Genomic DNA, 13,188 nt, shown 5'->3' on the forward strand with positions numbered 1-13,188 from the left:
TTACTTCATGCTGTCAGCCATAATATGCATCCAGTCCCCCAGTTCGATTTTGCCGGTGGATGACGTCTGATAAAATGTAATATGGGCTACTTTGCATCCGTCCCGGATCAGCAGCGCGGGAAAACGATATGGGTCCATGTAGGCAACCGCATACTCCACTCCCAGATCTCCTGTAATCAGCTTCTGACAGTCCTCATATTTGTCTTCCCGGAGTATTTCTCTAGCTATGACGCGGGCGATCCACGGTGCTCTGGTCTCATAATAATGAACCCGCAGCCCCCCGGAAATCATCTGCTCTTCTGAAATCTGAATATCGGCATTCTCTGCCCAACGGATCACCCTGGCGGCGAGCAGGTCCTCCCTCTCCGTCGCTGTATTGGTATAATCCACACCGCTTAGCCGGTAAATTCCCTCCGGGGCAAAATCCGCCATCGTGGCAAATGGCACATCTTTGTCATAGTCCTCAAGAGGTATTTCATCCTTTTTCATAATATCATCACTCAACTGATGGAGAAATACGCCGATCCAGGTAACGATGAACACAATCAGCAGACATTTGCCGGTCCGGTAAAAAGCCGACTTTCGGCGCCATGATTTCTTATGATCCAGGTCCTCCCCGGCCTGGAGCTTCTTTCTCAGACGGTACAGGTGGATAACCCTGGAGATGGTTCCCGCATAACCCCACAAAATCAGAAGCAGGCCAGACAGGAGAAAAGCAGTACCGGTATTGATCATAGTTAATAAAAGATTGCCCCTCAGACAGATAACGGGCCATATAAAGAGGCCGAATAAACTGGCAATTGCCCCGTTCCGCTCTTTCTTCTTCATCTCATTTACAACCAGAGCCTGCACCTGCGGGTCTGTATTCAGCTCACGCGCACCTAGTATGTCAGAACGGTAAATATGAAAGGAACCCCGGGAAGCAACGTATTCCCATCCATACTTTCCACTTATTTCCACCTCGGCCTCATCTGGTTCCCCGCCGTTATCCGACCAAATGCTCCTGCGGTCCGGCGCTGCATCCAGACGGTACTTTACTTCACGGGGCACTCTCTTTTCAAACACGGCTATACCGGCGAAGAAACCGTCCCTGCACAGAAAATATCCCTCCAGAGTCAGATCGGCCAGCCAGCTCTCCATCCCTTCCACATCGTAGGACGGACAAGGGGGCAGGCGGTAACTTTTCTTTCTTTTCTTCTCACTCTGCCCGCACATCTGCTGTTCCTCCCTCCCAGCCTTCTTCCGCATCCGCTACACAAAGGCGGAGCCGTTCCAGTTCTTCTTCATAGGCCTGATTTCCTTTAGCCGTGATGCGGTAGGTACGTTTTCTCCCGTCTACCTCCGTCTCTTGAATGAGCTTTTCTTTTTCATATTTGCCGAGAATCGTATACAGCGTTGCCGGTCCAATCTGTATACGCCCCCGGGTCTTTCTGTCTATATAATCCACAACCTCTATTCCGCACATGGGGCCTCTGCGAAAAGCCATCAGCACATAAAACATGGATTCAGTCAGAATCTCCATCGCCTTTTTCGGCATATTCCTCACTCCCTCAATATCGTTATATGATATCGTTTAATGATATTATAATCCAAAGCTGATAAAAGTCAATATTCCGTGAAACAAATACGGGCACGATTCACAAACCATCTTATTCTAAAAACAAAGAATCCCGCTTGCGGGATTCTTCGCCTGCGGCGGGTTGCTTTGGCAACACAATTCCTTTCCGCCGCAGTGCGATCCCCCGGAGGGTTTTCACTATATAGGAAATCCAAAGGAAGGATTTTCCTATATAGTGAAAAAGGAGATGCCGCTTTTGCAGACATCTCCCAAACGGCCTCTGCCGCGCTCATTCCGATTCCGACATCTGCCGCTCTATTCTTATTTTTATTTCTTCCGCGGCTTCCCTGCCGGACATCTGCCCCACATCAATTTTAACCGTATTCATCCGATCATACCGGCAGAGTCTGGCCAGGCTCCGCTCTATCACATCCGGAGCCCGCAGATTCTCCTTCACATCCCGTTCCAGTCTTTCCTTAAGTTTCTGTTCCGAACATACCAGCGTAAAGCAGCTCAGCCGGTAGTCATCACCGGAAAGACCGGCCAGTACCTCCCGGATTATCCGCGCTTCGTCCATCACCCAGCAGAAAACCACATTCTGGTACACGGAACATTGAAGAAAACGGTTTAACAGAAATTGGATATTTCCAATTACCATCTTCTTCGTCTCTTCATTTACCACGAAGGGATTCATATTCCAGCACCAGTCCCCATCCAGATAGACACAGCCCGGCAGCAGCTTCAAAAGTTCCCGGCCGACCGTACTCTTTCCCACACCCATTGTCCCGTTGATTAAAATCAGATTCTTCATATACTATTTTCCGTCCAGGCTTCTTTTCATCTTGCTCAGCATATCCTCTGTCCTGCCGTTACTGCACGGCGCCATAGGTATTATAATCACTGATTGCCGTATGCAGCATGTATTCCAGATTCTCCACCGGTTTATATTCTCCGGCGGCGGCTGCCCCCGTATCGGTAATTCCAGGAATCTCAATGTCCATGCTGCCTGCCTCCAGCATCATCTGAATATGATCGGCCACCACGCCCACGCCAAATATTTTCTGTTCCATCAGCCGGCGCATCTCCCCGCTGTTTGCCTTCCCTGCCTCCGACTGAAACATGAGAGCATCCTGTACAATCTGATTATACAGGATTTTATATCCATCTTTATTTACAGAAAGAAGGTTATCGTCCGTGATTTCTTTCTCCTCAAAGTAATTCAGAATCGCCTGGCCGTCCAGCAGTGTCTTGGTGGCATAATAGTGGTAATAATCTCCTTTTTTCTGAAAGCTTTCCAGCATATTCTGCATCCGCATCAGATCCTCTTCATCCATCTTATCAGAAAATCGGTCAAATACCTGTTCATACTGCTCACTCAACGCCAGATATCTGGTATGAATATCTCCGGAGCGGGCCATCTGATCATCTTTATACTCACCATTGCCATAATAGGCTGAAACCTCATCTACCAGCTGATACAATTCTTTGCTGCTCTTTGCCAGTTCCGACGCCGCCTCATCCAGCCCTGACATAATTGGCTCAGAGGAAGCCAATTTAATAATATCGTCCAGCTGTTTATATTCCTCATCTGTCATGGCTTGTGTGGCAATCCCGCCAAAATCCTTCGGGATATCCGGTTCCAGCCCTTTCCCAAAACAGTCAAAATACTGGGTGACCTGACGATTTAACACTCCCGCCACGACATTGTTAAACTCGATATACTGGTTAAACTTCTCCTCTGTGCCCTTTTCTTTGGAACAGCCGGTCATGCCGGCCGCGAGAAGACATAATACTGCCGCAAGAAGCATAGCAACTTTTCTTTTCATCATTTCTGTACCTTTCTTTTCCTAATCGTAAATTCAAGTACGCCTCGGCGTACTTGCTGCGAGCCGCACGTCATGCTTTGCATGACATAATACATCTGTGCGGCTCTGCAATCCGCCGGAGGCTTTATCTTGGAAGGAGACTGGGCTCCCACCATGACGAATTTGTTATTTACTCACCACCTATTGAGGGGGGAGTCTTATCTACTTCCACGATAACAAAGGAGATGCCGCAGGAACTCATGCCGCGGCATCTCAAATGTCCGTATTCACTTATACTGCCGATCAATACCCGAATTTGCCTTCCAGAGATTCGTCCTGCTCGATCCAGTCGGATACCTGAATCACCCGGTAATCATTTTTCGTATCACGGATATATACCGTAGCGATCCCGGCATTGATAATCTGCCTTTTACACATAGAACAGCTGCTGGAATTCTTGACATACTCTCCCGTAGAAACTTCCACTCCGGTCAGATAAAGAGAACTTCCCAGCATCTTATCCCTGGACGCACTGATAATCGCATTCGCTTCCGCATGTACACTCCGGCACAGCTCATACCGTTCCCCTCTCGGCACATGCATCTGCTGGCGGATACAGAATCCCAGATCCGTACAATTCTTCCTGCCTCTTGGCGCACCCACATAGCCGGTAGAGATCACCTCATCGTTTTTCACGATCACGGCGCCGTAGCGTTTTCGAAGGCACGTCCCTCTCTGGGACACAACCTCTGCCAGATCCAGATAATAATTGATCTTATCTCGTCTTTCCATAGCATCTGCTCCCCTGTTTTTCATGATATCATCAGTTTAAAGTTTTCCGTCCAGATTGTCAATCATCGCTGCCGAACTGACAGATATTTTAGTATTACTGATCGAATTCCGCCGCCACCCTGGTGAGTGCTTCCACGATGCCGATGTGCTGCGGACAGTGGCCTTCACACTGGCGGCAGGCAATACAGTCAGATGCCTTCCCCTTGTTCTGGGTCAGATTCAGATAATAGCTGTTGTGAGCCGGAAGGTGCCCGAACTGATATTGATTGTTGTACAGGGAGAAAAATTCCGGGATTGGTATCTCTTGCGGACATCCCTCCACACAGTAGCGGCAGGCGGTGCAGGGAACTACAATACTGCCGTTTATAATCTCTACCGCCTGATCTAAAATAGAATTTTCCGCTTCATTAAGCGGCTGAAACTCTTCCATATAACCGACATTATCTTTCAGCTGCTCCAGACTGCTCATACCGCTCAGTACCACGAACACATTGTCCAGAGACGCTGCATAGCGGACCGCCCAGGATGCCGGGCTCATATCCGGATGAGCCGTCCGGAACAGTTTTTCCACCCGCTCCGGAACATTGGCCAGAGAGCCGCCCTTTACCGGTTCCATGACAATGACGGGCTTGCCGAACCGCACTGCCGTCTCATAGCACTTGCGGGATTCAATACTTTCACTCTCCCAGTCAATATAGTTGATCTGAAGCTGTACGTATTCCATCTCCGGATGATCTGTCAGGATCTGTTCCAGAAGCCTGGCATTGTCGTGGTAGGAAAATCCAATATGTTTTACCTTCCCCTCTGCTTTCAATTGCTTCATGAATTCAAAACCGCCGTATTTCAATGTATCCTTATAATTTTTCTCACCCAGGTTATGTAACAGATAATAGTCGAAGTAATCCACGCCGCATCGTTTCAGCTGCTCATCAAAGATTCTCGGATAGTCTTCACTGCTTGTTACACTGAAGGTAGGCATCTTATCCGTGAGCGTATAAGCATCCCTGGGATAGCGCTCCACAATCGCTTTTCTCGCCGCTTCCTCACTGGTTCCCAGGTGATAGGGATAAGCCGTATCAAAGTAGGTAAACCCATGTGCCATATAATAGTCCACCATCTGATTGAACTGTTCCTGATCAATACTTGCTTTGTTATCCGCTTCTTTCAGCGGCAGACGCATCAAACCGAATCCTAATTTTTTCATATTTTCTCCCAGCCTTTCTTATGTGCTTTTGGTTCCTTCTTGTATACCATCCTAAAGTCTACAACTTGAAGTTAACTCGAAGTCAAGCAGAAATTTTATCCTGTCTGAACCGGTTTACGCACTCCTCTTACTGCCCCTGCATAAATTAAACTGAAAACCATCTCCCAGGAGCTAATTTTGCAATATTCCGATATGCCAAACGAACAGGAGGCGGCCGTTTCTTTCAGCCCAGACCATTCCGGCAGTGATTCCCCTTCCTGTACATCCTTTTCTGAAAAAGACCACTCTCTGACCGTGGGGCCAGACGGCCCGGTACTTCTCCAGGATACCATTCTTCATGAGACACTGGAGACCTTTGTAAATGAGAAAATCATCGAACGTGCCGTCCATACCAAAGGGTACGGGGCCTTCGGCTATTTCACGGCCTACCGCTCCATGTCCCAGTTCACAAAAGCATCTTTTCTGCAGGCCCCCGGACAGCAGACCTATACCTTCTCCCGCTTTTCTCTGGCCGTCAGCAACCGGGGGACTCCGGACACCTCCAGAAATGTCCGCGGATTCTCCACCAAATTTTATACCGATGAGGGGAATTTTGATCTTCTGACCAACCATATCCCGGTCTTCCTGGTGCGAGACGCCATGCAGTTCCCTTCTGCCATTAAATCACTCTCCCCCTCACCGCTTAACAATCTCCCCGATCCAGAGGCCTTCTGGAAATTTGCGGCGGCCCACCCGGAGGCAACACACTTTATTACATGGCTGTATTCTGATCTCGGCACGATCGACAGCCTGCGCCATATCCGTACTTATGGTGTCAATACTTACACCTGGGTCAATGAAGCCGGTGAAAAACACTATGTAAAATACCATCTGCTCCCCATGGCGGGGGAACGGAGCATCACCCGCGAAGAGGCAATAAAGCTGGCCGGAGAAAATCCCGACATTGCGGGGGAGGACTTATACCGTACCCTTGCGCAGGGAATTCCGGTGGAATACGAGCTGCATGTCCAGCTGATGGAGCCCTCCGAGGCGGCAGATCTGCCCTTTGACCCGCTGGATGATACGAAGGTCTGGGATGAGGAAGCCTATCCGCTGATCCAGGTCGGCCTTCTCACCCTGGATGCCAATGTGGACGACTACCAGAATCAGGTGGAAAAGGCAGCTTTCTCCCCGGCCAATCTCATTGACGGCATCGAGCTGTCCAATGATAAGATGCTTCAGGGACGTTCCTTCATCTACTGGGACGCCCAGCGCCGTCGAATTGGCCCGGACTTTCGGACAGTGCCGGTCAACTATGAAGAAAACTGGAGCCCGAAGACGGAAATCACCACGGGTTTGGGCGAAAAAGCAGATGGGATCATCCAGCGCTCGGAAATTCCCGACCAGGACAATTTCATCCAGGCAGGTGAACACTATCTTTCACTGGATCAGACGCAGCGGGATCATCTGGCAGAAAATCTGGCCGCGGATCTGTCCCTGGTGACGGACGAACGGATTCTTACCTGTGTCCTCTCCTACCTTTATGCGGCAAATAACGAACTCGGATATTCGGTTGCCCAGAGATTAAACAGGAACCAGGATATCTGAACCTGAAAAATAACCGCACCTGCGGACATGAAAAGTACGGCTGCGAACCATCTTCGCGGCCGTACTTTTTTATTATTATTTCACTTTTATTGAGCAGCAGCAGATAGTCCCGCTTCGCCCGATTATTTATACATAGCTCAAATGAAAATTACATCAGATCAAAAACCGAAATAATCTGGAGATAACGGAAACCACAGCCATCAGCCCTCGCTTTGCCGCCGGTACAGTACAGGGTCTGACCACGGCATCCGGCACATACCTGTTATCCGCTCCCACTTCCAGACATTGCGCGGACAGTGTTTCAAATTCCCGGCTCAATATCTGGTTAAATGCAGGACTGTCCACAACCAGCACCGTCTCTGTATCAATATAAATACTCCGGTCGTCCAGGTTAAAAGAACCAACCACGGAAAACCGCCCGTCCATAAGAAATGATTTGGCATGGATGGACTTCCGGCTCTGCTGATATTCCAGCAGCCGGACGCCGGTCCCGACGAATTTCTTTCTGGTGAAATAATAATCTGAAAAGGCAGGTGGGTTGGGTGTGGATGCCATGGAATTGGTAATCACCCGAAGTGTTCCACCCTCCCGGGTCATTTCCCTGAATGCCTTCAAAATATGGGGATTATCTGAAATATATGGGCTCTGAATCCAGATATCCCGTCCTTCTTTCCCCAGGGCTTCCAGGGTTCTGCCGATCTCCGGAATCTTCTTAAAGGGGGTCAAAGGATTGCTGACCAGATGGATTTTACTGGTTGGGACCATAAGCTCCACGGCCGGTACAGACGGCTTGACATACTCCGGCCAGGAAAGCTCCCACTTCCCGCACAGATTTTTCAGGCGCTTCTGCTCTCTGATCCCCTGTTTCACCTGGCTTTTGTTCAGGACATATCTTCTGGCCGCCCGGCTCTGCCATAATTTTTCCATATAACCGCGCACTTCCCAAACTACACTCTCCCGGCTCTTTTCACTTCCCGCCGCGGTGTTGCACACCATCACATCCCGGTCGTGGGTCAGCGCTCCCGTATACCCGGGCGGGTTAAAATATTCATCCCCCATATTTCTTCCGCCCAGCATAAGGAAACTGTCGTCGGCAATCATAAATTTATCATGAAGCAGCACATTCCACTCCCAGGGCTTCAGAAAACGGACCGGCAGATAAGACCGAAACTCCATGTTCGGGTGGGAATTTAAGGCAAGCGGAAGTCTCCGGTGCTCCCCGTGCATGCCGCCGACTGTGCCATCGAACAGAACCCGCACTTTGACACCCCGGTCCGCGGCTCTCAGAAGTTCCCCAAAGATAAAATCCCCGGACTGCCCAGCCTTCACGCAGTGACAGCTCACATCCAGCGTCTTCTTGGCCTGGCGGATAATCTCCACCCGGCGCTGAAAAGAATCTTCCAGCCCTTCAACCAGCATGATACGGTCCACACCCTCTGATTCCCCATAAAAACGTTCTGTCTTCACCGGTTTCTTACTTTTTCTTGGAACCAGATAGGCAAAAACACCGGCTGTCAGTGCGAATATTCCGTATGTAACCGCCGCACCGCCCGCAATTTTCAACACTCTTCTCATCTTACCGCTCTCCTCCGCTGTAATTTATGATATATTCTACTATCTCCGCCGTATTTTCGCAAATTTATGTATTCTTCATACGAAACCCATGCATTTCGCAAGCTTGCTTGCGAAATTGCTTAAATAGAACGATTGAAAGATCTATCTTTCAATCTAAACCCCATGCATAATAAGAAAAAACAGAGCCCGCGGCCGGTAAGCCGCAGGCTCTCAATTTCATTACAAAAGCTGTATTCCCCGTTCCTTGGCATAGGACCATACGTCATCCGGCCACAAGGAAGCCTGAACTTCACCGATATGGGCCTTTCTCAGGAAGAACATACAGATTCTGGACTGGCCGATACCTCCCCCTATCGTATAGGGAAGCTCATGATTTAACAGCGCTTTCTGGAACGGCAGTTCCGCCCGCTCCGCGCAGCCGGCTGTTTCCAGCTGGCTCATCAGTGTCTCTTCATCCACACGGATACCCATGGAGGACAATTCCAGAGCCATATCCAAAACTGGATAGTACACAATGATATCGCCGTTTAAACCCCAGTCATCATAATCCGGCGCTCTGCCGTCATGTTTCTCCCCGGATTTTAAAACTCCGCCGATCTGCATGATAAAGACGGCTCCTTTTAATTTTGCAATCTTATATTCTCTCTCCTTGGGCGTACAGTCCGGGTATTGGTCCTCCAATTCCTGGGAAGTGATAAAGGTTATCTCCTCCGGCAGGAAACACTCCACATAACTGTAACGGTTGGCAATATATTTTTCAGTAACCCGGAGAGCCTCGTAGACGGCCTTCACCGTCTCCTTTAACGTCTCTTCCGTCCGTTCCTCCCTGGCTATTACTTTTTCCCAGTCCCACTGATCCACAAATATTGAGTGAATATTATCGGTCTCTTCATCCCTGCGGATGGCGTTCATATCGGTATAAAGGCCCTCGCCCCGCTCAAAGCCATAGCGCTTTAACGCCAGCCGTTTCCACTTGGCCAGAGAATGAACGATCTCGGCCTTCGCATCGTTTCTCTCCTTGATGCCGAACTGCACCGGCCGTTCCACTCCATTCAAGTTATCGTTCAAACCGGACTCCGGCATAACAAACAGCGGCGCGGATACCCTGCGCAGATTCAGCTGCGTTGCCAGCTCCCGCTCAAAAAAGTCTTTTACCCTTTTGATAGCCTTCTCCGTAGCTTTAATATCCAAAAGAGAATGATAACCCTCCGGTATCTCTATTTTCCCCATATACTAACCAAACCTTTCTGTACAGACTATAATTCACAATTATTTACCGTTCTCGGGAACGGAATCACATCCCGGATGTTCCCCATACCCGTAATATACATCACACAGCGCTCAAAGCCCAGACCAAAGCCGGCGTGTCTTGCAGAGCCATATTTTCTCAGATCCAGATAAAAATCGTAATCTTCCTGGCGCAGGCCCAGTTCCTCCATACGGCCCACCAGTTTCTCATAATTATCCTCTCTCTGGCTTCCCCCGATAATCTCTCCGATTCCCGGAACCAGGCAGTCCATGGCGGCTACTGTCTTCCCGTCATCATTCAGCTTCATATAGAAAGCCTTGATTTCCTTGGGATAGTCTGTCACAAATACCGGACGGCCAAATTCCTTCTCTGTAAGGAACCTCTCATGCTCTGTCTGGAGGTCACAGCCCCAGGATACTTTATATTCAAATTCATCATTATGGCGCATCAGGATCTCTACCGCCTCGGTATAGGTCACATGGGCAAAATCCGAGTCCGCCACATGATTCAGGCGCTCCAAAAGCCCCTTATCCACAAACTGATTGAAGAAAGCCATCTCTTCCGGCGCGTGTTCCAGCACATACCGGATGACATACTTGAGCATGCTCTCCGCCAGAATCATATCGTCGGTCAGATCCGCAAAAGCCATCTCCGGCTCAATCATCCAGAATTCCGCGGCGTGTCTGGTGGTATTTGAGTTCTCCGCGCGGAAGGTCGGCCCGAAGGTATAAATGTTTTTAAATGCCATCGCGTAGGTTTCCCCATTCAGCTGGCCGCTGACTGTTAAATTCGTCGCTTTGCCGAAGAAATCCCCGCCAAAATCCACACTTCCGTCTTCCTTCTTCGGGACATTGTTCAGATCCAGCGTCGTTACCTGGAACATCTCTCCCGCTCCCTCGCAGTCACTTCCCGTGATCAAGGGAGTATGGACATACACAAAGTCCCTCTCCTGAAAGAACTTATGAATCGCGTAGGCAATCAGGGAACGGACACGGAACACGGCCTGGAAGGTATTCGTTCTGGGCCGCAGATGGGATATCGTTCTCAGGTACTCAAATGAATGGCGTTTCTTCTGAAGCGGATAATCCGGAGCGGAAGTGCCTTCAATCTCAACGGAGGAAGCCTGAATTTCAAAATCCTGCTTTGCGTCCGGCGTTGCGGTTACAATCCCTTTTACGATCAGGGCCGCACCTACATTCAGTTTGGAAATTTCTTCGAAATTCGCCAGGGTATCGGAGTAGACTACCTGCAGCGGTTCAAAGTACGTGCCGTCATTTACTACCAGGAAGCCGAAGGTCTTGGAATCACGCCTGCTGCGGAGCCATCCTCCGATTGTAACTTCCTTTCCAATATATTCTTCTTCCTTCCGGAACAACTCTTTTATATTCACCAGTTCCATATCCTAACTATACTCCTTTGTCCGTTATTTCCAGGGCAGGAGGCTCTCTCCTCCCTGCCATACTCTGCCGAAAGACCGGTAAACTCCGCGCGGTCCATTCGCTCCGCGCCCTTTTATCCATCCGGCAGGACACCATTACAAAAGATTATAACGTAGCCTTCTTAGAAATTCAAGGAGGAATGGGCCTGCTGCGCATTTTCTTCCTTCCGGACCGCAGAGGATGGATTTTGCCGGCACATTTTCTGTCCCGGCGGCATAAAGTAAATTACGCTCCCGGATCTGTGCACCCTGCTCTCATTGTATAGATCTGCCTTATTCCAAATCATTCTCAAAAATCCTGTTTTTTATCCGGCCGGACCGGCCGGTATCAAAGGAGTCGGCATGATTACTCTTAGTTTATGTATGATCGTTAAAAATGAAGAAGATGTCCTGTCCCGCTGTCTCACCTCCGTCAGTGGAATATTTGATGAAATTATTCTCGTGGATACCGGCAGTACGGATCACACAAAAGAAATTGCGTCTGCATTCACCGATCTGGTCTATGACTTTGCCTGGATCGACGACTTTTCAGCGGCGAGAAACTTTGCCTTTTCCAAAGCTTCCATGGACTATGCCATGTGGCTGGACGCAGATGACGTACTGTTAAAAAAAGACAGGACTGAGCTTCTTTCTCTGAAAAGCTCCCTGTCACCCGATGTGGACGTGGTAATGCTCCCCTACCATACGGCTTTTGACGAGAATGGAAATCCAACCTTCTCCTACTATCGTGAGCGCATTATCCGTCTGGCCTCCGGTCTGCGTTTTGCAGGCGCAGTCCATGAGTCCATAGCGCCTTCCGGCACTGTTATCTATGGTAAGGCGGCCGTCACACACCAAAAGCTGCATCCTTCCGATCCGGACCGGAATCTGAAGATTTTTGAAAAGCAGCTGAATGAAGGAGGCCTGGCAGATCCCAGGGAACAATTCTACTATGCCAGAGAATTATACTACCACAAACGCTATGAGGACGCCGTCCGCTGGTTTCAGGTATTTCTGAATGGCGGCCGGGGCTGGGTTGAAAATAATATAGAAGCCTGCCGATTCCTGGCTTACAGTCTTTATGGGCTGGGCAGAGAGGACGAAGCTCTGGAAAGTCTGCTGAACACACTGAAATATGACTGTCCGAGGGCGGAAACCTGCTGTGACCTGGGAAAACATTTTCTGGACCGGAATCTTTATCCCCAGGCGATATTCTGGTATGAACTGGCCCTTTTGCAGAAAAGGGATGATACCTCCGGAGCTTTTGTCATCCCGGACTGCTACGATTTTCTTCCCAATCTGCAGCTGTGTGTATGCTATGACCGGATCGGCGAGCATCAGAAAGCTGCTTCCTATAATGAGAAGGCCGGAGCATTGAAGCCGCAGAACCCGATGTATCTGAAAAACAGACAGTATTTTCAGCACATTCTATAAAGGGAATGATGCGCAGGCAGCATTCCGGAAAAACAAACGGATATCGAAGCCTTCCGGCCGCGATATCCGTTTTTCCCGCCTGGGGGGGGGCGGATTCATCCTTCTCTCAGAATGTTTTTCCTATAAGCTTTCTTTATCTTTTATTACATTTGTTTCTTCCTGTTACAGATCCACTTCTACTCCAGAACGGGCTCCCGACTCAGTATTTCCCTCGAATGTAGCAGTATCATTGAAATTCTTAATATCCTCCTCATCGAGTTCAACTGAGGAACATCCCGCGCTTTCCAGATTTTCCATTTCAGCGTCGGTCAAAGGCTTTGTTTCCTTGCCGTCTCTTCTGGTAATGCTGAATGTAATTCCATCTTTCGTTATCTCTTTCATCTCGCCGTCCAGGTCCAGATCCTGTCCATCAACAGTCAGGCTAAATTTGGTCATTTCGGTCTTAGCGATATCTTTTGCCATTTCCGCCGCATCGGCATTCGAACTTGGAAGGGATACGGTTCCGGCTAATAACAGGGCAAGTGCCCCGCATGCAATTTTACTTTTTAACATCATAACTGTTACCTC

12 protein-coding genes are annotated in these 13,188 nt (G+C 49.2%); 2 read left to right on the forward strand and 10 right to left on the reverse strand.

Features of this window, described 5'->3' with window-relative positions:
• The 6 genes from ABCW47_RS08090 to ABCW47_RS08115 form a co-directional block, all read right to left on the reverse strand.
• Positions 1-1,215, reverse strand: a complete 1,215-nt coding sequence (locus tag ABCW47_RS08090; protein WP_343209345.1) for a DUF2812 domain-containing protein — start codon at positions 1,213-1,215, stop codon at positions 1-3.
• Complete coding sequence (locus tag ABCW47_RS08095) at positions 1,199-1,537, reverse strand: PadR family transcriptional regulator (protein ID WP_343209346.1); 339 nt, start codon at positions 1,535-1,537, stop codon at positions 1,199-1,201. The genes ABCW47_RS08090 and ABCW47_RS08095 overlap by 17 nt, the downstream gene beginning before the upstream one ends.
• Before the next feature lie 310 nt (positions 1,538-1,847).
• Positions 1,848-2,369 carry an AAA family ATPase gene (locus ABCW47_RS08100; RefSeq protein WP_343209347.1) on the reverse strand — a complete coding sequence of 174 codons (522 nt, stop codon included), beginning with the start codon at positions 2,367-2,369 and terminating at the stop codon, positions 1,848-1,850.
• Positions 2,370-2,427: 58 nt separating this feature from the next.
• The gene (locus ABCW47_RS08105; RefSeq protein ID WP_343209348.1) at positions 2,428-3,387 is read right to left on the reverse strand and encodes a DUF3829 domain-containing protein; all 960 of its coding nucleotides are present in this window, start codon (positions 3,385-3,387) and stop codon (positions 2,428-2,430) included.
• 279 nt (positions 3,388-3,666) lie between these two features.
• The gene (locus ABCW47_RS08110; RefSeq protein WP_343209349.1) at positions 3,667-4,155 is read right to left on the reverse strand and encodes a deoxycytidylate deaminase; all 489 of its coding nucleotides are present in this window, start codon (positions 4,153-4,155) and stop codon (positions 3,667-3,669) included.
• A 94-nt stretch (positions 4,156-4,249) separates the two neighbouring features.
• Complete coding sequence (locus ABCW47_RS08115; RefSeq protein WP_343209350.1) at positions 4,250-5,359, reverse strand: aldo/keto reductase; 1,110 nt, start codon at positions 5,357-5,359, stop codon at positions 4,250-4,252.
• A gap of 177 nt (positions 5,360-5,536) precedes the next feature.
• On the opposite strand from ABCW47_RS08115, the gene ABCW47_RS08120 reads away from it, so the two are divergent.
• Positions 5,537-6,946: a catalase gene (locus ABCW47_RS08120; RefSeq protein ID WP_343209351.1), complete on the forward strand. Its 1,410-nt coding sequence runs from the start codon at positions 5,537-5,539 to the stop codon at positions 6,944-6,946.
• Between the two features lie 153 nt (positions 6,947-7,099).
• On the opposite strand, the gene ABCW47_RS08125 is transcribed toward ABCW47_RS08120, so the two are convergent.
• The 3 genes from ABCW47_RS08125 to asnS form a co-directional block, all read right to left on the reverse strand.
• Positions 7,100-8,521, reverse strand: coding sequence for a phospholipase D-like domain-containing protein (locus ABCW47_RS08125; RefSeq protein WP_343209352.1), 1,422 nt, complete (start codon positions 8,519-8,521; stop codon positions 7,100-7,102).
• Positions 8,522-8,740: 219 nt separating this feature from the next.
• The gene (gene asnA, locus ABCW47_RS08130; protein ID WP_343209353.1) at positions 8,741-9,751 is read right to left on the reverse strand and encodes an aspartate--ammonia ligase; all 1,011 of its coding nucleotides are present in this window, start codon (positions 9,749-9,751) and stop codon (positions 8,741-8,743) included.
• Positions 9,752-9,777: 26 nt separating this feature from the next.
• Positions 9,778-11,169, reverse strand: a complete 1,392-nt coding sequence (asnS, locus tag ABCW47_RS08135) for an asparagine--tRNA ligase (RefSeq protein ID WP_343209354.1) — start codon at positions 11,167-11,169, stop codon at positions 9,778-9,780.
• 381 nt (positions 11,170-11,550) lie between these two features.
• Here asnS and ABCW47_RS08140 point away from each other — a divergent pair, with 381 nt between their 5' ends.
• A complete protein-coding gene (locus tag ABCW47_RS08140; RefSeq protein WP_343209356.1) occupies positions 11,551-12,621 on the forward strand; it encodes a glycosyltransferase in 1,071 nt (356 codons plus the stop codon).
• A gap of 162 nt (positions 12,622-12,783) precedes the next feature.
• Here ABCW47_RS08140 and ABCW47_RS08145 read toward each other — a convergent pair whose 3' ends face one another.
• The gene (locus ABCW47_RS08145) at positions 12,784-13,176 is read right to left on the reverse strand and encodes a hypothetical protein (protein ID WP_343209357.1); all 393 of its coding nucleotides are present in this window, start codon (positions 13,174-13,176) and stop codon (positions 12,784-12,786) included.
• Positions 13,177-13,188 lie beyond the last annotated feature (12 nt).

This window comes from Anaerolentibacter hominis, assembly GCF_032380675.1.
Classification (GTDB): Bacteria; Bacillota; Clostridia; order Lachnospirales; family Lachnospiraceae; genus Anaerolentibacter; species Anaerolentibacter hominis.